18 protein-coding genes, 2 pseudogenes and 1 other annotated feature are annotated in these 16,777 nt (G+C 53.5%); of the genes and pseudogenes, 13 read left to right on the top strand and 7 right to left on the bottom strand.

Annotated elements, in window-relative coordinates; translation table 11 throughout:
* Positions 1-95: 95 nt before the first annotated feature.
* Both CKO_RS05785 and rnm read right to left on the bottom strand, forming a co-directional pair.
* Positions 96-716: an L-threonylcarbamoyladenylate synthase gene (locus CKO_RS05785; RefSeq protein WP_012132222.1), complete on the bottom strand. Its 621-nt coding sequence runs from the start codon at positions 714-716 to the stop codon at positions 96-98.
* Positions 713-1,593 (bottom strand): annotated as a pseudogene (gene rnm / locus CKO_RS05780) (RNase RNM). The gene CKO_RS05785 and the pseudogene rnm overlap by 4 nt, the downstream one beginning before the upstream one ends.
* 135 nt (positions 1,594-1,728) lie before the next feature.
* Here rnm and trpL point away from each other — a divergent pair.
* The 6 genes from trpL (at position 1,729) to trpA (ending at position 8,397) form a co-directional block, all read left to right on the top strand.
* Positions 1,729-1,773 (top strand): trp operon leader peptide, encoded by a 45-nt coding sequence (trpL, locus tag CKO_RS22290; protein ID WP_012905981.1) that lies wholly within the window; start codon positions 1,729-1,731, stop codon positions 1,771-1,773.
* Positions 1,750-1,844 (top strand) — a sequence feature (Trp leader region). Its footprint overlaps the gene before it by 24 nt.
* Positions 1,845-1,867: 23 nt before the next feature.
* A complete protein-coding gene (locus tag CKO_RS05775) occupies positions 1,868-3,430 on the top strand; it encodes an anthranilate synthase component 1 (protein ID WP_024130300.1) in 1,563 nt (520 codons plus the stop codon).
* A complete protein-coding gene (gene trpD, locus CKO_RS05770) occupies positions 3,430-5,025 on the top strand; it encodes a bifunctional anthranilate synthase glutamate amidotransferase component TrpG/anthranilate phosphoribosyltransferase TrpD (RefSeq protein WP_012132219.1) in 1,596 nt (531 codons plus the stop codon). Before CKO_RS05775 ends, trpD begins: the two co-directional genes overlap by 1 nt.
* A gap of 3 nt (positions 5,026-5,028) precedes the next feature.
* A complete protein-coding gene (trpCF, locus tag CKO_RS05765; protein ID WP_024130299.1) occupies positions 5,029-6,387 on the top strand; it encodes a bifunctional indole-3-glycerol-phosphate synthase TrpC/phosphoribosylanthranilate isomerase TrpF in 1,359 nt (452 codons plus the stop codon).
* 10 nt (positions 6,388-6,397) lie between these two features.
* Complete coding sequence (gene trpB, locus CKO_RS05760; protein WP_012132217.1) at positions 6,398-7,591, top strand: tryptophan synthase subunit beta; 1,194 nt, start codon at positions 6,398-6,400, stop codon at positions 7,589-7,591.
* Positions 7,591-8,397 (top strand): tryptophan synthase subunit alpha, encoded by an 807-nt coding sequence (gene trpA, locus CKO_RS05755; protein WP_012132216.1) that lies wholly within the window; start codon positions 7,591-7,593, stop codon positions 8,395-8,397. The genes trpB and trpA overlap by 1 nt, the downstream gene beginning before the upstream one ends.
* Positions 8,398-8,448: 51 nt before the next feature.
* Here the strand turns inward: trpA and CKO_RS05750 are convergent, their stop codons facing one another.
* The 3 genes from CKO_RS05750 to ompW all read right to left on the bottom strand — a co-directional run bounded on the left by CKO_RS05750 (position 8,449) and on the right by ompW (position 11,032).
* Positions 8,449-9,918, bottom strand: coding sequence for a GGDEF domain-containing protein (locus CKO_RS05750; RefSeq protein WP_012132215.1), 1,470 nt, complete (start codon positions 9,916-9,918; stop codon positions 8,449-8,451).
* 74 nt (positions 9,919-9,992) lie between these two features.
* The gene (locus CKO_RS05745) at positions 9,993-10,268 is read right to left on the bottom strand and encodes a hypothetical protein (protein WP_012132214.1); all 276 of its coding nucleotides are present in this window, start codon (positions 10,266-10,268) and stop codon (positions 9,993-9,995) included.
* A 125-nt stretch (positions 10,269-10,393) separates the two neighbouring features.
* Positions 10,394-11,032, bottom strand: coding sequence for an outer membrane protein OmpW (gene ompW, locus CKO_RS05740; protein WP_012132213.1), 639 nt, complete (start codon positions 11,030-11,032; stop codon positions 10,394-10,396).
* 250 nt (positions 11,033-11,282) lie between these two features.
* Here ompW and CKO_RS23580 point away from each other — a divergent pair.
* From CKO_RS23580 to yciA, 4 genes and pseudogenes are all read left to right on the top strand, one after another.
* Positions 11,283-11,372 (top strand): annotated as a pseudogene (locus CKO_RS23580) (YkgJ family cysteine cluster protein); the annotation flags it as partial.
* Between the two features lie 25 nt (positions 11,373-11,397).
* Entirely contained in the window at positions 11,398-12,141 is a 744-nt protein-coding gene (locus CKO_RS05735) for a YciC family protein (protein WP_012132212.1), read from the top strand.
* A gap of 55 nt (positions 12,142-12,196) precedes the next feature.
* A complete protein-coding gene (locus CKO_RS05730; RefSeq protein WP_012132211.1) occupies positions 12,197-12,736 on the top strand; it encodes a septation protein A in 540 nt (179 codons plus the stop codon).
* A gap of 130 nt (positions 12,737-12,866) precedes the next feature.
* Entirely contained in the window at positions 12,867-13,268 is a 402-nt protein-coding gene (gene yciA, locus CKO_RS05725; protein ID WP_012132210.1) for an acyl-CoA thioester hydrolase YciA, read from the top strand.
* Positions 13,269-13,325: 57 nt separating this feature from the next.
* On the opposite strand, the gene tonB is transcribed toward yciA, so the two are convergent.
* Positions 13,326-14,042: a TonB system transport protein TonB gene (gene tonB, locus CKO_RS05720; protein ID WP_012132209.1), complete on the bottom strand. Its 717-nt coding sequence runs from the start codon at positions 14,040-14,042 to the stop codon at positions 13,326-13,328.
* 224 nt (positions 14,043-14,266) lie between these two features.
* On the opposite strand from tonB, the gene CKO_RS05715 reads away from it, so the two are divergent.
* Positions 14,267-14,563, top strand: a complete 297-nt coding sequence (locus tag CKO_RS05715; RefSeq protein ID WP_012132208.1) for a YciI family protein — start codon at positions 14,267-14,269, stop codon at positions 14,561-14,563.
* A 50-nt stretch (positions 14,564-14,613) separates the two neighbouring features.
* Here CKO_RS05715 and CKO_RS23255 read toward each other — a convergent pair whose 3' ends face one another.
* On the bottom strand, positions 14,614-14,787 hold the full coding sequence (locus CKO_RS23255; protein ID WP_012132207.1) for a YciY family protein: 174 nt from the start codon (positions 14,785-14,787) through the stop codon (positions 14,614-14,616).
* A gap of 142 nt (positions 14,788-14,929) precedes the next feature.
* Here CKO_RS23255 and cls point away from each other — a divergent pair, with 142 nt between their 5' ends.
* Complete coding sequence (gene cls, locus CKO_RS05710) at positions 14,930-16,390, top strand: cardiolipin synthase (protein ID WP_012132206.1); 1,461 nt, start codon at positions 14,930-14,932, stop codon at positions 16,388-16,390.
* Between the two features lie 34 nt (positions 16,391-16,424).
* A complete protein-coding gene (locus tag CKO_RS05705) occupies positions 16,425-16,754 on the top strand; it encodes an HI1450 family dsDNA-mimic protein (protein WP_012132205.1) in 330 nt (109 codons plus the stop codon).
* Positions 16,755-16,777: the final 23 nt, after the last annotated feature.

Raw genomic sequence — 16,777 nt, 5'->3', positions numbered from 1 at the left:
TTCCTTCAGGTGTCGCCTTCACAGGCGTCGAACAGGAGAATCAACGGCGCTTTACAGCGCCATTTTAAGGCCGCGTAGTATACAGAGTTGCGCCCTTATAAGAAAGGTTTAACGTCACCAACGCCTTCGCGCAAGACAACCGGAGAATCATCGGTTAAATCAATCACCGTGGTCGGTTGCTGGCCGAGGTAACCGCCATGAATGATCAAATCGACCTGTTTTTCCAGGCGGTCTTTGATCTCTTCCGGGTCGGACTCGGTAAATTCGCTGCCGGGCAGCATCAGCGAGGTGGAGAGCATCGGTTCGCCCAGCGCTTCCAGCAGTGCCAGCGCGATCGGGTTCGACGGCACGCGCAGACCGATTGTTTTCCGTTTTTCCTGTAACAGGCGGCGCGGCACGTCTTTCGTTCCCTTCAGGATAAAAGTGTAGTTGCCCGGCGTATTGTTTTTGATTAAGCGAAAGGCGACGTTATCGACAAACGAATAGGTCGATAACTCAGACAGATCCCGACACATCAGCGTGAAGTTATGCCCGTCCGGCAGGTGGCGAATGCGGCAGATGCGCTCCATCGCCCCTTTATCTTCGATTTTACAACCCAGCGCATAGCCGGAATCGGTTGGATAAACAATCACCCCGCCTTTACGCACAATTTCAACCGCCTGATTGATCAGCCGTTGTTGCGGGTTTTCAGGATGAATATAAAAAAACTGGCTCATACTTCCCTCACTGTGGTGTTTGTGGCTCTTCCCACAGCTGCCATACGCCTTCGACGCCTGCTGGCAGCCAGAGCTTGCGACCCAGTTCAATCCACGGGCACGGCTGATGAAAATCAGAGCCTTGTGATGCCCATAAATGGTGCTGGCGCGCATAGGTCGCCAGTTGGGTTCGCTCATTGGGCGACTGCTGGCATTGCGCCACTTCCATCGCATCACCGCGATGCAGCGCAAAATACGCAATCAACCTTTTCAGCCACTTAGCGCTAAGGTCGTAGCGGCCTGGATGGGCCAATACTGCCTTACCGCCAGAATGATGAATCACATCAATAGCTTGTTCTATTGTACACCACTGTGGCGGAACGTATCCGGTTTTCCCACGCGCAAGGTATTTTTTAAAAACATCGGCAATGCTCCCGGCTTTGCCGCACTCCACCAGAAAACGGGCGAAATGCCCGCGCGTCACGGCCCCACCGTCGGCAAGCCGCAAAGCGCCTTCCCACGCCCCAGGAATATGCGCTTTCTCCAGACGCTCGGCAATCAGACGCGCACGCTGCTGACGACGTTCGGTTTGTTCCGCCAGGAACGCACACATCGCCGGATGCGCAATGTCGATATTCAGACCCACAATATGGATCTCATGATTTTCCCAGACAGTTGAAATTTCCACGCCAGGAATCAGGTTCAGGGCAAGCCCGGAACGTGAAATTTCTTCTCTTGCCGCCGGAATAGCGGCTGTGGTGTCATGATCGGTGATCGCCAGTGTGCCGACTCGCATCTCTACCGCACGATGTACTAACGCTTCTGGCGTTAACCGACCATCGGACGCCGTTGTATGACTGTGCAGGTCGTAAATCACTGCGTAATTCGTGTCGCTCAAGGCGGCTCCCGTCTTAATAAATGTTCTTTCACAAACATCATAACGGTTCCGGCAAATATACTGAAATCAGGTGTTGACTTTATTTCATCGAACTAGTTAACTAGTACGCAAGTTCACATGAAGAAGGTATCTGAGATGAAAGCAACATTCGTACTGCACGGTTGGTGGCGCACTTCCTGATTTCGGGCAGTGTATGACGTCTGCAATAAGCAACCAGATACCCGGCCCGCCAGATGAGCGGGCTTTTTTTTGAACAGAATGAATGAGAATAACGATGCAAATACAAAAACCAACACTCGAATTGCTTTCCTGCAATGCCGCCTACCGTGAGAACCCGACGGCGTTGTTCCATCAGGTTTGTGGCGACCGCCCGGCAACGCTGCTGCTGGAATCCGCTGATATCGACAGTAAAAATGATCTGAAAAGCCTGCTGTTGGTCGATAGCGCGCTGCGCATTACCGCTTTGGGTGACACTGTCACTATCGAAGCGTTAACGGATAACGGCGCATCCCTGCTCCCGCTGCTGGATGCCGCGCTGCCCGCTGGCGTTGAAAATACAGCGCTGCCCGGCAGCCGGAAGCTGCGCTTTCCCGCAGTAAGCCCGCTGTTAGATGAGGATGCGCGTCTGTGTTCGCTGTCGGTATTTGACGCATTCCGTCTGTTGCAGAACCTGGTGAATGTGCCTGCTGAAGAGCGCGAAGCCATGTTTTTCGGCGGTTTGTTTGCCTATGACCTGGTGGCGGGATTTGAAGTGTTACCGCAACTGGAAGCCGGTAATCGCTGCCCGGATTACTGCTTCTATCTGGCGGAAACGCTGATGGTGATTGACCATCAGAAGAAAAGCACCCGTATTCAGGCAAGCCTCTTTACCGATAATGAAGCGGAAAAACAGCGTCTGACGGCGCACCTCGCGCAGCTGACGCAGCAATTAACCGAACCCGCGCCGCCGTTGCCCGTTACGCCAGTGCCGCAAATGCGCTGCGAATGCAGCCAGAGCGACGAAGAGTTTGGCGCCGTTGTGCGTACCATGCAGAAAGCGATTCGCGCAGGAGAGATTTTCCAGGTGGTGCCTTCCCGCCGCTTCTCATTACCCTGCCCGTCGCCGCTGGCGGCCTATTACGTACTGAAAAAGAGCAACCCAAGTCCATACATGTTCTTTATGCAGGATAACGATTTCACCCTGTTTGGCGCCTCCCCGGAAAGCTCGCTGAAGTACGACGCGACCAGTCGCCAGATTGAGATTTACCCCATCGCCGGCACGCGCCCGCGCGGTCGCCGTGCCGACGGCTCGCTGGATCGCGATCTCGACAGCCGCATTGAGCTGGAGATGCGCACCGACCATAAAGAGCTGTCTGAACACCTGATGCTGGTCGATCTGGCGCGTAATGATCTGGCGCGCATTTGTACTCCCGGCAGCCGCTACGTTGCCGACCTGACGAAAGTCGATCGTTATTCGTTCGTTATGCACCTGGTGTCCCGCGTGGTGGGTGAATTACGCAGCGATCTGGATGTGCTGCATGCTTACCGCGCCTGTATGAATATGGGCACGCTGAGTGGCGCACCAAAAGTTCGCGCCATGCAGCTTATCGCCGGTGCCGAAGGGCGTCGTCGCGGCAGTTATGGCGGTGCGGTGGGCTACTTCACCGCGCATGGCGATCTTGATACCTGCATTGTGATTCGCTCTGCTCTGGTGGAAGACGGCATCGCCACCGTGCAGGCCGGTGCCGGAATCGTGCTGGATTCTGTTCCGCAGTCTGAAGCCGACGAAACCCGTAATAAAGCGCGCGCGGTTCTGCGTGCTATTGCCACCGCGCACCATGCACAGGAGATTTTCTAATGGCTGACATTCTGCTGCTTGATAACATCGACTCTTTTACTTACAACCTGGCAGATCAGCTACGGGCCAACGGCCACAATGTGGTGATTTACCGTAACCATATCCCGGCGCAGACCTTAATCGACCGTCTTGCGACGATGAAAAACCCGGTGCTGATGCTTTCCCCTGGGCCGGGCGTCCCCAGCGAAGCCGGTTGTATGCCGGAGTTGTTGACCCGTCTGCGCGGCAAGTTGCCCATTATCGGCATCTGCCTCGGACACCAGGCGATTGTTGAAGCCTACGGTGGTTACGTCGGTCAGGCGGGCGAGATTCTCCACGGCAAAGCGTCGAGCATTGAACATGACGGACAGGCGATGTTTGCCGGTCTGGTGAACCCGCTGCCAGTTGCTCGTTATCACTCTCTGGTGGGCAGCAACGTGCCTGCGGGGCTGACGATTAACGCCCATTTTAACGGCATGGTGATGGCGGTGCGTCACGACACGGATCGCGTCTGCGGTTTTCAGTTCCACCCGGAGTCCATTCTTACTACGCAAGGTGCGCTGTTGCTGGAACAAACGCTGGCCTGGGCGCAACAAAAACTGGAGCCGACCAATACGCTGCAACCGATTCTGGAAAAATTGTACCAGGCGCAAACCATGACCCAGCAGGAAAGCCACCAGCTTTTCTCTGCCGTGGTCCGTGGCGAACTGAAGCCAGAACAACTGGCGGCGGCGCTGGTCAGTATGAAAGTGCGTGGCGAACATCCGAATGAAATCGCTGGCGCCGCTACCGCGCTGCTGGAAAATGCCGCGCCGTTCCCGCGCCCGGACTATCTGTTTGCCGATATTGTCGGCACCGGCGGTGATGGCAGCAACAGCATCAATATTTCCACCGCCAGCGCCTTTGTGGCGGCGGCCTGCGGACTGAAGGTGGCCAAACATGGCAACCGCAGCGTCTCCAGTAAATCCGGTTCGTCCGATCTGCTAGCGGCATTCGGTATCAATCTGGATATGAACGCCGATAAATCGCGCCAGGCGCTGGACGACCTGGGCGTCTGCTTCCTGTTCGCACCGAAATACCATACGGGTTTCCGTCATGCGATGCCGGTTCGCCAGCAGCTTAAAACCCGCACCTTGTTCAATGTGCTGGGGCCGCTGATCAACCCGGCTCACCCGCCGCTGGCGCTGATTGGCGTCTACAGCCCGGAGCTGGTGCTGCCCATTGCCGAAACCCTGCGGGTACTGGGTTATCAGCGTGCGGCGGTGGTTCACAGCGGCGGTATGGATGAAGTGTCGCTGCATGCGCCAACCATTGTGGCTGAACTGCACGACGGCGAAATCAAGAGCTACCAGCTCACGGCGGAAGACTTCGGCCTCACCCCGTATCACCAGGAACAGCTGGCAGGCGGCACACCGGAAGAAAACCGTGACATTCTCACCCGCTTGTTACAAGGTAAAGGTGAAGCCGCTCACGAGGCCGCTGTCGCTGCGAATGTCGCCATGTTAATGCGCCTGCATGGTAAGGAAGATTTAAAGGCCAATGCGCAAACTGTGATTGATGTACTGCGCAGTGGCGCAGCTTATGACCGGGTTACCGCACTGGCGGCAAGAGGGTAAATGATGCAAACCGTTTTAGCGAAAATCGTCGCGGATAAGGCGATCTGGGTAGAAGCCCGTAAACAACAACAACCGTTAGCCAGTTTCCAGAATGAGGTTCAACCAAGTGCCCGCCATTTCTATGATGCGCTGCAAGGCACGCGTACCGCATTTATTCTGGAGTGTAAAAAAGCGTCCCCCTCCAAAGGGGTGATTCGTGATGACTTCGACCCCGCGCAGATTGCCGGTGTTTATAAACATTACGCGTCGGCGATTTCCGTTCTTACCGATGAGAAATATTTCCAGGGGAGTTTTGACTTTCTCACTGTTGTCAGCCGTATCGCGCCGCAGCCAATTCTGTGTAAGGACTTCATCATCGATCCTTACCAAATCTATCTGGCGCGTTACTACCAGGCCGATGCCTGTCTGCTGATGCTCTCCGTACTGGATAACGAGCAATATCGCCAGCTTTCCGCCGTCGCCCACAGTCTGAAAATGGGCGTGCTGACGGAAGTCAGTAACGAAGAAGAACTGGAGCGCGCCATCGCACTGGGTGCGAAAGTCGTCGGCATTAATAACCGCGACCTGCGCGATCTGTCGATTGACCTTAACCGTACCCGTCAGCTTGCGCCAAAACTGGGGCACGGCGTGACCGTGATCAGCGAGTCCGGGATTAACACCTATGCACAGGTGCGCGAGCTAAGCCACTTCGCTAACGGTTTTCTGATCGGTTCTGCGTTGATGTCCCATGCCGATCTGCACGCCGCCGTGCGTCGCGTGCTGCTTGGCGAGAACAAAGTCTGCGGCCTGACGCGCGGGCAGGATGCAAAAGCCGCTTACGACGCAGGCGCCATTTATGGCGGGCTGATTTTTGTTCCCTCGTCGCCTCGCGTCGTAAATCTCGACCAGGCGCGCGAGGTGATAGCCGCCGCCCCCCTGCAATATGTCGGCGTATTCCGCAATACCGCTATCACCGAGGTATGTGAAAAAGCGACCACCTTGTCGCTCAAGGTCGTGCAACTGCATGGCAGCGAAGACCAGGCTTATGTCGATGCTCTGCGCGCCGCATTACCGGAACAGGTACAAATCTGGAAAGCGCTTAGCGTGGGCGACACACTGCCTGCTCGTGATTACCAGCACGTTGATAAGTACGTTCTTGATAACGGCCAGGGCGGCAGCGGCCAACGTTTTGACTGGTCGTTATTAAACGGTGAAACGCTGGACAACGTATTGCTGGCGGGCGGATTAGGCGCAGACAACTGCGTGGAAGCGGCAAAAACCGGCTGTGCCGGTCTCGATTTTAATTCTGGTGTAGAGTCACAGCCGGGCATCAAAGATGCACACCTTCTGGCCTCGGTCTTTCAGACACTGCGCGCATATTAAGGAAGAAAACATGACAACATTACTCAATCCCTACTTTGGTGAATTTGGCGGCATGTATGTCCCGCAGATTCTGATGCCTGCCCTGCGCCAGCTGGAAGAAGCGTTCGTCAGTGCGCAGAAAGATCCGCAGTTTCAGGCCCAGTTTGCCGATCTGCTGAAGAACTATGCAGGCCGTCCAACCGCGCTGACCAAATGCCAGAATATCACCGCCGGCACCAAAACCACGCTGTATCTGAAGCGTGAAGATTTACTGCACGGCGGCGCGCACAAAACAAACCAGGTACTGGGGCAGGCGCTGCTGGCGAAACGCATGGGTAAAACAGAGATTATCGCCGAAACGGGCGCAGGTCAGCATGGCGTGGCTTCCGCGCTCGCCAGCGCCCTGCTCGGTCTGAAATGCCGTATCTATATGGGTGCAAAAGACGTCGAGCGTCAGTCGCCAAACGTCTTTCGTATGCGACTGATGGGCGCGGAAGTGATCCCTGTACACAGCGGCTCCGCCACCCTGAAAGACGCCTGCAACGAAGCGCTTCGCGACTGGTCCGGCAGCTATGAATCCGCGCACTATATGCTCGGTACTGCGGCAGGCCCGCACCCGTTCCCGACCATCGTCCGTGAATTTCAGCGCATGATCGGGGAAGAGACGAAAGCGCAAATCCTCGAAAAAGAAGGTCGTCTGCCGGATGCCGTGATTGCCTGCGTGGGCGGCGGCTCCAACGCAATCGGCATGTTTGCGGACTTCATCAACGAAACCAGCGTGGGTTTGATTGGCGTCGAACCTGGCGGCCACGGGATTGAAACAGGCGAGCACGGCGCACCGCTGAAGCATGGCCGCGTAGGCATCTATTTCGGTATGAAAGCGCCGATGATGCAAACCGAAGAAGGGCAAATTGAAGAGTCCTACTCCATTTCCGCCGGGCTGGATTTCCCGTCCGTTGGGCCGCAGCATGCGTATCTGAACAGCATTGGTCGCGCCGATTACGTGTCGATCACCGATGACGAAGCGCTGGAAGCCTTTAAAACGCTCTGTCTGCATGAAGGGATTATTCCGGCGCTGGAGTCGTCCCATGCCCTGGCTCACGCCCTGAAAATGATGCGTGAAAATCCAGAAAAAGAACAATTGCTGGTCGTTAACCTTTCCGGTCGCGGCGACAAAGACATTTTCACCGTACACGATATTCTGAAAGCGCGAGGGGAAATCTGATGGAACGCTATGAAAACCTGTTTGCACAGCTGAAGGATCGCAAGGAAGGCGCATTTGTCCCCTTCGTGACCCTGGGCGATCCTTCCGTTGAACAGTCACTGAACATTATTGATACGCTGATTGAAGCCGGCGCCGACGCCCTTGAACTCGGCATTCCGTTCTCCGATCCGCTGGCAGACGGGCCGACCATCCAGGAAGCCACGCTGCGCGCGTTTGCCGCAGGCGTAACGCCTACGCAATGCTTTGAGATGCTGGCGCTGATTCGTCAGAAACACCCGACGATTCCGATTGGTCTGCTGATGTACGCCAACCTGGTATTCAGCAAAGGGATCGACGAATTCTACGCGCAGTGCGAGAAAGTCGGCGTGGATTCCGTACTGGTGGCGGATGTGCCTGTTGAGGAGTCTGCGCCCTTCCGTCAGGCGGCATTACGCTACAACGTGGCGCCGATTTTCATCTGCCCGCCCAATGCCGATGACGATCTGTTGCGCCAGATAGCCTCTTATGGCCGCGGCTATACCTATCTGCTTTCGCGGGCAGGCGTGACGGGCGCAGAAAACCGCGCCGCATTACCGCTGCATCATCTGGTAGAAAAACTGCAAGAGTATAACGCCGCGCCCCCGTTGCAGGGCTTTGGCATCTCTTCCCCGGAACAGGTTACAGGTGCCATTGAAGCCGGCGCCGCCGGGGCGATTTCCGGGTCAGCAATCGTTAAGCTCATTGAGAAAAACGTCGCAAACCCCGGCCAGATGCTGACCGAGCTGAAAGCGTTTGTCACGGCAATGAAAGCCGCGACCCGCGCATAATATTGCGCAGGCAACAGGCCCGATGATGCCATGCTTATCGGGCCAATCCTGTCATTCCCTCATCTGCTTCATTTTGTACATTTCGTTATCCGCATGCTGAATAGCCGTATCCAGATCGCGGGTTACTTCTGCGACGCCCCATGACACCGACAGCGGTACAACATGACCATCAACCATAAATGCATAATCATTTATCTGGCCGGTTATCCGCTCCGCGATGGCTATCGCGTCACCGATCTGCGCACGGTAAAGCAAAATAACGAACTCATCGCCGCCGGTACGAATCACCAGGTCATGACTGGTGCGGGTGTTAGAGAGCATTCTGTTGGCGATGATTTGCAACGCCCGGTCTCCCGCCACATGCCCCCAGGTGTCGTTGATGGCTTTAAACTTATTACAATCCAGCAGCACCACGCAGCTGCGCGTTAAGTCCCTGCGCTTCACAATATCAAGGATCTTGCGGTTAAAGCAGCCCGTCAGCGAGTCGATATACACCTTCAGGTCGCTCGCGTTCAGCCAGAATTTTAAGCCGAGGAAGATCAGGATAAAGAAGAATGGCGCCAGCAGAATCGCAATCCCGGCCTGCGTGTCGTATCTGACGAACCGATGCAGAGAGAGCGAGGAATGGAACGCATATTTTGCAGACATTGCGCGGATGGACTCCCCGGCGACAGGCTGGCAATCACCGCTCAGGCAGAGATTTTCCTGCGTGGGCGTATGCACCAGAGCCACATTAAGGCCGGGTGGAATATGATGTTCAAAGGCCTCCGTCAGCGCCTCCTGTAGCTCAGGTTTAGAATGGTCATACACCAGATACGCAACGATATGATCGGAGATCTCTTTTCCAGAAAGATCGTAAATATAACTGACTACGCTGTACGCTTTTTCATTCGTGATTTTGTCCGTATAAAAGTCCGTTGAACTGAGCGACTTGGATTTGACATTCTTTTGCAGCAGACGCGTATAAAAGCCCACGGGCGGTAAGAAAAAGTCGGTGATATCGCCCGCCATTTTAGAGTCGCTAAAATAGAAGGGTTTTGCATCTGCTGGCGTGAACCAATAAAAATAGCTGGCATCTTTGGCGATAATGTAGCGATGCGCGGCATAATCCCCCGGATTAAGGGTGTTCATCCGATCCCGAATAAACTCCGCCGCCGCAAACATACATAAAGCGTTAATATCGGGCTGACGGGAAACAATAGTGCCCGTTGCGGAATGGATCCGCGCCCGGTCGGCATTGATTCCCCATGAATCCGCATCTCTGGGGGAAAACCTTGAGAGGTTGCCGCACTGCCTGGCATTTTTGATCTGGTGATAGCGAACCCCTGTCGCATCGGCGATGAGTTCGTTATCGTTGAAAATATCCATCATCCGCGTTTGCAGACGACTCATCCCTTCATTCACAACGGCCTGTCGTTGTTCATAAATAATAAAGAGATACAGTGAAGTAAAAAGTAAAGTGATAAGCGCTGACATCAACAACGCCTGGCTATTTCTTAGGCTGTCCTGAACAATCTTCACTGAGGCACCTTAAGCCTGAATCGCGGGGCCGAATACGTTAGTAGATTTTGCTGATACAGTACAGTTTTCAGTGATTAATCATCTCCTTCAATCGGGTATCCCGCCCTGCGAATAGCCTCACGGCAGTCACTAACGCCAGCGGCGTACCCGGCTTCAATCTCACAAACCGGACTCGAACTGCAATAAGGTAAACGGACGGGCGTAGTAATATTCTCTTCCAGCGCATCAATCTTATGCATTGCATCCAGCAGCATACGCAGCGCCTGTAAAGTGAACTCAGCCTCTTCATCTCTGACTATCGATTCCAGGGTCGCGATTTTTTGTTGCAGAAGGGTTTGAGTTACTATCATCGTCAATGCTCTCAAAACAGGCTTGTTTCAAAGATAGCATCTCAGGGAGAGGTATGATGTTGAAATCAGCAGAATATAAAAAGCGGGCTGTATGACAGCCCGCTTTTTAGATGGGTCACATAAACTCAGAAACGATAACCGGCAGAGAACATAAATACCCACGGGTCGAGGCGGACGCTGTCATGCTGCTGGGCACCACCGAGTTTATAGCTTGCGGTAGTATCGATATCCATATACCAGACCGACATGTTAATTAACCAGTCCCGGTTAATCAGGTAATCCATACCCACCTGCCCGGCCATTCCCCAGGAATCCTTCAGACTCAGATCGGACAATCCTGTCTCTTTACCATTGTTGTTGAAACCTTCGTCAAAGAAGGTGGTGTAGTTTACACCTGCGCCAATATAAGGACGCAGTTTGCTACTGGCGTCGCCAAAGTACCACTGCGCCATTAATGTCGGCGGCAGGTGACGCACGGTAGCGATATCACCGGTATCCCCTGTCCCAATTTTATGGCGGAACGGCGTCGCCGCCAGCAGTTCAATACCAATGTTGTCGGTTGCCATATAAGTAAAAGTCAAACCGAGTTGCGTATTGTTACTGACATCAAAACCGTTCAGACTCCCCAGCGTTCCGCCTGCCCCTTCCGTCGGTCTCACGGTCGCCGAGCCCGCACGGATAAAAAACTCACCGCTCTCATGCGCAAGCGCACTACCAGAGAGAAGAGTACTTACTGCCAGGGCTGCCACTGTTAACTTTTTCATATCCGCTCCATCGTTATGGTTATAAATGCGTCACGAATATACCTACAATGGAGTAATAAGTGATCCAATACAGATCACATTAGGTCCTGTAATTTAACCTTTATTGATCCAGATTAATTTAGAACTTGCATCTAAAATCCTGGTTAAAGCCGTTTGAATCAAATTTTCCGAATTTTAGTGATAAATAGCCTTTTTCAACCAGGCGGATGGATTGTAAAAAAGAGGACGACTGGCGGTTTCGCAGCCAAAATTACCCGCGCTTTACAAAGATATGCTTTTCCATACACCCCGTGATGCTGCCACTGTAGAGTTATCCAGGGTACAATTGCCCGCAAATTAACACCTGCAAAACTCAAGGAGAGTGCATGTCTATCACGGCGAAGTCCGTTTACCGTGACACGGGGAACTTTTTCCGTAATCAATTTGTAACCATCTTGCTGGTTTCGTTGCTGTGCGCATTTATTACGGTGGTTTTAGGTCATGCCTTTTCCCCCAGCGATGCCCAAATCGCGCAACTCAGTGAAGGGGATCATCTGACCGGTAGCGTCGGCCTGTTCGATCTGGTGCAGAACATGACGCCGGAACAGCAGCAAATATTATTACGGGCTTCAGCGGCATCAACATTTTCAGGACTCATTGGCAATGCGATCCTGGCAGGGGGCGTTTTGCTGATGATCCAGCTGATTTCCGCCGGTCATCGGGTCAGCGCATTACGTGCTATCGGTGCCAGCGCGCCGGTTTTACCTAAATTGTTTGTCCTGATTTTTCTGACTACCCTGTTAGTGCAAATCGGTATTATGCTGATTGTCGTACCGGGGATTTTGATGGCGATTCTGCTGGCGCTTGCGCCGGTGATGCTGGTTCAGGACAAGATGGGCGTATTTGCCGCCATGCGCAACAGTATGCGTCTGGCGTGGTCTAATATGCGACTGGTCGCTCCGGCGGTGATCGGCTGGTTACTGGCGAAAACGCTCTTGCTGCTGTTTGCCCCCAGTTTTGCAGCGCTGACGCCGAATGTTGGCGCAGTGTTGGCGAATACGCTGAGCAATTTGATTTCCGCCATATTGCTCATCTATTTGTTCCGTCTGTATATGTTGATTCGCCAATAACCCTGAACGTGTTAAGGGCCAGTTTGCCCAAAACTTTTGATTACGGAATCGAAGAATGAAGCAGTTTCTTGATTTTTTACCGCTGGTTGTCTTTTTTGCTTTTTATAAGCTGTACGACATCTATGCGGCGACCTCCGCCCTGATTGTCGCAACAGCCATTGTGTTGATCTACAGTTGGGTTCGCTATCGCAAGGTCGAAAAGATGGCGTTGATCACTTTCGTTCTGGTTGCCGTGTTCGGCGGCCTGACCATTTTCTTCCACAACGATGAGTTTATTAAGTGGAAGGTGACGGTGATTTACGGCCTGTTTGCCGGTGCGCTGCTGATAAGCCAGTGGGTCATGAAAAAGCCGCTGATTCAACGCATGTTAGGGAAAGAACTGACGTTGCCGCAGCCGGTCTGGTCTAAGCTGAACCTGGCATGGGCCGTATTTTTCATCCTCTGCGGGCTCGCCAATATCTACATCGCGTTTTGGCTGCCGCAAAACATCTGGGTCAACTTCAAAGTGTTCGGTTTAACTGCGCTGACGCTGATTTTTACCCTTCTGAGCGGAGTCTACATTTACCGCCATCTGCCGCAGGAAGATAAATCCTGAGTTCTGTTTGCCAGACCGTCTGGTCTGGCATCCCCTTCACGCCAGCCTGGCGCGCGTTTCCCCTCTGTTCTCCCTGCGCAAATCATAGTAGCATTCGCGCCTGAAATCTTTCTTCACAGTCGGTTCTACAATGACAACAACAAATAACGCTCCTCAGGGCGAACTGGTTTTACGCACGCTGGCCATGCCCGCCGATACCAATGCTAACGGCGATATTTTTGGCGGCTGGCTCATGTCTCAAATGGATATTGGCGGCGCGATTCAGGCTAAAGAAATTGCTCATGGTCGCGTAGTGACCGTGCGCGTTGAGGGAATGAGTTTTCTGCGCCCTGTCGCCGTAGGCGACGTCGTATGCTGTTATGCCCGCTGCGTTAAACGCGGCACAACGTCTGTCAGCATTAATATTGAAGTGTGGGTGAAAAAGGTGGCGTCAGAGCCAATCGGTCAGCGTTATAAAGCAACCGAGGCGCTGTTCATCTATGTGGCGGTAGACAGTGACGGTAAACCTCGCCCGCTGCCGGTTCAGGCATGAATTACCGGATAAGGCGGTGCGCCGCCTTATCCGCTCTACGATTTAAGGGGATCGCGATTACTCGATCTGCGTGGTGCCGTTCAGACGGAAGATGATATTAACCACTAAGCCCGACCCCGGTTTCCCTGCTTCATAGCGCCATCTGCGCATCGCGTTTTTCACTTCACGCTCAAACATGTTCGCTGGCTGAGCGGAAAGCACCTGAACATTCTCCACTCGCCCGTCTGAGGTGACGTCGAATTTCACTTTCACGCGGCCTTCGATACGCAACGCTTGCGCTCGTGCCGGATACTGCGGCTGGTTGCGGCTCAACGCGCGAGGCCCCGCAGGAACACTGACGGCCGGTTTGCTGGTTGCCGCTGCGGTATTCGTTGCCGGACGCGACGGCGCCGTATTTTCAAACGGTGCGGCCGGGCGCGGTTCAGCAGGCTTAACATCACGTTTAGGCTGCTCCTGAACCTTTTTCACCGGTTTAGGTTTTGGCTTCGGCTTAGGTTTCGGCTTCTCAATCACCACCGGCGCCTCTTTTGGCGGCTCAGGAATAGGTTCCGGTTCCGGCTCAGGTTCGACGACGGGTTCCGGCGGCGGCTGAACCGCCTGTGGTGGCTCAAGATCGGCAGGCGCGACCATTGTGATTGAGATCGGCTGCGCGGGCGCAGGCAGTTCAATAACCTGATGTACCGAGGTATACAGCAGACCCGCCACTACAGCACCATGAATGCCAACGGAAAGTAACGTCGGCCAGGGAAAGCGACGAGGTAAATCAAGGGTCATTGAAGTCATAATCGTTTCAGTTAAAAAACCAGGCCTCGATTTTAAATGCAAATAGCAATCATATTCAATAAGACATCACGGTAAGCCGCATTTAAAACGCAATATTACCGCAAAAAGTCCCTGTGTTATGCACGGTCTTAACAAAGTCGTTATCTTTGCGTTGCAGTTGAAAGACCTTTCCAATAACGTAATTAACGACTTTTACCGATTAAGGAGCTCTACCCGTGCTGTATGTCATTTACGCTCAGGATATCGCCGATTCTCTTGAAAAACGTCTTTCCGTCCGCCCTGCCCATCTGGCACGCCTGCAACTGCTCCATGATGAGGGCCGACTGTTGACCGCAGGCCCTATGCCAGCCGTTGACAGCAACGATCCCGGTGCCGCCGGGTTTACCGGCTCAACCGTGATTGCACAATTCGAATCGCTGGAAGAAGCGCAGTCCTGGGCAGACGCAGACCCGTATGTGGCTGCGGGCGTGTATGCGCAAGTCTCTGTAAAACCGTATAAAAAAGTCTTTTAAATCAGGCGGGGTTTGCATTCATGGGCACCGAATACGGTGCCCTGGTTGTATCAGATGCTGTGAATCGCAAACAATAACGTGTTACGTTGATGATTGAGAATGCATTTTCTGATTGAGTGGATACGCATATTACGACGCGATTGTCCTTCAAGCCAACGCGCTTTACGGCGGCTAGCCTGACGTTGCATGCGCCAGCGTCCCACTTCCGTTCTACTACGCTTCATGTTAACTACTCTTACAGTGCCAGAGCAGGCATTATACCCTCTCGTCAGGAGCAGACCAGCGCTTTTCCGGTGTTTTTATTTGCCAGATGAAGCCTGATGCGTAAACTCTTAACAATACGCTTTCAAAAGGATTTTTAAATTTATGACAACCTTCTACACAGTGGTGAGTTGGCTGGTCATTCTGGGGTACTGGATACTTATTGCCGGTGTGACGTTACGTATTTTAATGAAACGACGCGCCGTTCCCTCCGCGATGGCCTGGCTCTTAATCATCTATATTCTGCCGCTGGTAGGGATTATTGCTTATTTATCATTCGGCGAGTTGCATTTAGGGAAACGCCGCGCCGAACGCGCCAGAGCAATGTGGCCGTCCACCGCGAAGTGGCTGAACGATCTCAAAGCCTGTAAACACATTTTCGCCGAAGAAAACAGCAGCGTCGCTTCGTCGCTGTTTAAGCTGTGCGAGCGACGCCAGGGAATCGCTGGCGTTAAAGGCAATCAGCTGCAACTGCTGACCGACTCTGATGATGTGATGCAGGCGCTTATCCGCGACATTCAACTGGCGCGCCATAACATTGAGATGGTGTTTTACATCTGGCAGCCCGGCGGCATGGCGGATCAGGTTGCAGAGTCGCTGATGGCGGCGGCGCGACGCGGCATTCATTGCCGTCTGATGCTGGACTCCGCCGGGAGCGTGGCCTTTTTCCGCAGCCCGTGGGCGGCCATGATGCGTAACGCCGGAATTGAAGTGGTTGAGGCGCTGAAAGTCAATCTGATGCGTGTCTTTCTGCGCCGTATGGATTTGCGTCAGCACCGCAAGATGGTGATGATTGATAACTACATCGCCTATACCGGCAGCATGAATATGGTCGATCCGCGTTTCTTCAAACAGGACGCCGGCGTGGGACAATGGGTTGATCTGATGGCAAGAATGGAAGGCCCGGTAGCGACCGCGATGGGGATTGTCTACTCCTGCGACTGGGAAATCGAAACGGGTAAACGCATCCTGCCGCCGCCTCCAGACGTCAATATCATGCCGTTTGAACAGGCCAGCGGACACACCATTCATACTATCGCCTCAGGACCCGGCTTCCCGGAAGATCTGATTCACCAGGCGCTGCTGACGGCAGCCTATTCCGCTCGTGAATATCTGATCATGACAACACCCTATTTCGTCCCCAGCGACGATTTACTGCACGCGATCTGCACGGCGGCGCAGCGCGGCGTGGATGTCAGCATCATCCTGCCGCGTAAAAATGACTCCATGCTGGTCGGCTGGGCCAGCCGCGCCTTTTTCACTGAACTGCTGGCCGCCGGAGTCAAAATCTATCAGTTTGAAGGTGGATTGTTGCACACCAAGAGCGTGCTGGTGGATGGCGAGCTGAGTCTGGTTGGCACCGTGAACCTGGATATGCGCAGCCTGTGGTTAAATTTTGAAATCACGCTGGTGATTGACGACGCCGGATTCGGCGGCGATCTGGCTGCGGTTCAGGATGATTATATTTCGCGTTCTCGCCTGCTTGATGCCCGCCTGTGGGTAAAACGGCCATTATGGCAGCGGATTACTGAGCGACTGTTTTACTTCTTCAGTCCGTTGCTGTAAAACGTGCCCAAGAGACGGTAAACGGGTAGTCATTATGGAAATGGATCTGAACAATCGCCTGACTGAAGATGAAACGCTTGAGCAGGCTTATGATATTTTTCTCGAACTGGCGGCAGATAATCTCGATCCGGCAGATATTATTCTGTTCAATTTACAGTTCGAAGAGCGCGGCGGCGCGGAGTTATTCGATCCGTCAGAAGACTGGCAGGAACACGTTGATTTTGACCTCAACCCTGACTTTTTTGCCGAAGTCGTGATTGGCCTGGCGGATAGCGAAGACGGTGAAATTAACGATATTTTTGCCCGCGTGCTGTTATGCCGCGAAAAAGATCACAAACTTTGCCATATCCTTTGGCGTGAATAAGAAAGACGTCGAGCAATCAGGCT

Origin of the sequence: Citrobacter koseri ATCC BAA-895 (genome assembly GCF_000018045.1) — a bacterium.
Lineage (GTDB): Bacteria > Pseudomonadota > Gammaproteobacteria > Enterobacterales > Enterobacteriaceae > Citrobacter_B > Citrobacter_B koseri.
Note: the sequence above shows the minus strand (reverse complement) of the source record. Positions and strands in the feature narration are given on the sequence as shown.

Bases quoted from the DNA above. Each gene is read 5' to 3' on its own strand.
- CKO_RS05785 (WP_012132222.1), bottom strand. From the start codon at position 716: ATGAGCCAGTTTTTTTATATTCATCCTGAAAACCCGCAACAACGGCTG.
- CKO_RS05775 (WP_024130300.1), top strand. From the start codon at position 1,868: ATGCAAATACAAAAACCAACACTCGAATTGCTTTCCTGCAATGCCGCC.
- trpD (WP_012132219.1), top strand. From the start codon at position 3,430: ATGGCTGACATTCTGCTGCTTGATAACATCGACTCTTTTACTTACAAC.
- trpCF (WP_024130299.1), top strand. From the start codon at position 5,029: ATGCAAACCGTTTTAGCGAAAATCGTCGCGGATAAGGCGATCTGGGTA.
- trpB (WP_012132217.1), top strand. From the start codon at position 6,398: ATGACAACATTACTCAATCCCTACTTTGGTGAATTTGGCGGCATGTAT.
- trpA (WP_012132216.1), top strand. From the start codon at position 7,591: ATGGAACGCTATGAAAACCTGTTTGCACAGCTGAAGGATCGCAAGGAA.
- CKO_RS05745 (WP_012132214.1), bottom strand. From the start codon at position 10,268: ATGATAGTAACTCAAACCCTTCTGCAACAAAAAATCGCGACCCTGGAA.
- ompW (WP_012132213.1), bottom strand. From the start codon at position 11,032: ATGAAAAAGTTAACAGTGGCAGCCCTGGCAGTAAGTACTCTTCTCTCT.
- CKO_RS05735 (WP_012132212.1), top strand. From the start codon at position 11,398: ATGTCTATCACGGCGAAGTCCGTTTACCGTGACACGGGGAACTTTTTC.
- CKO_RS05730 (WP_012132211.1), top strand. From the start codon at position 12,197: ATGAAGCAGTTTCTTGATTTTTTACCGCTGGTTGTCTTTTTTGCTTTT.
- yciA (WP_012132210.1), top strand. From the start codon at position 12,867: ATGACAACAACAAATAACGCTCCTCAGGGCGAACTGGTTTTACGCACG.
- tonB (WP_012132209.1), bottom strand. From the start codon at position 14,042: ATGACCCTTGATTTACCTCGTCGCTTTCCCTGGCCGACGTTACTTTCC.
- CKO_RS23255 (WP_012132207.1), bottom strand. From the start codon at position 14,787: ATGAAGCGTAGTAGAACGGAAGTGGGACGCTGGCGCATGCAACGTCAG.
- cls (WP_012132206.1), top strand. From the start codon at position 14,930: ATGACAACCTTCTACACAGTGGTGAGTTGGCTGGTCATTCTGGGGTAC.
- CKO_RS05705 (WP_012132205.1), top strand. From the start codon at position 16,425: ATGGAAATGGATCTGAACAATCGCCTGACTGAAGATGAAACGCTTGAG.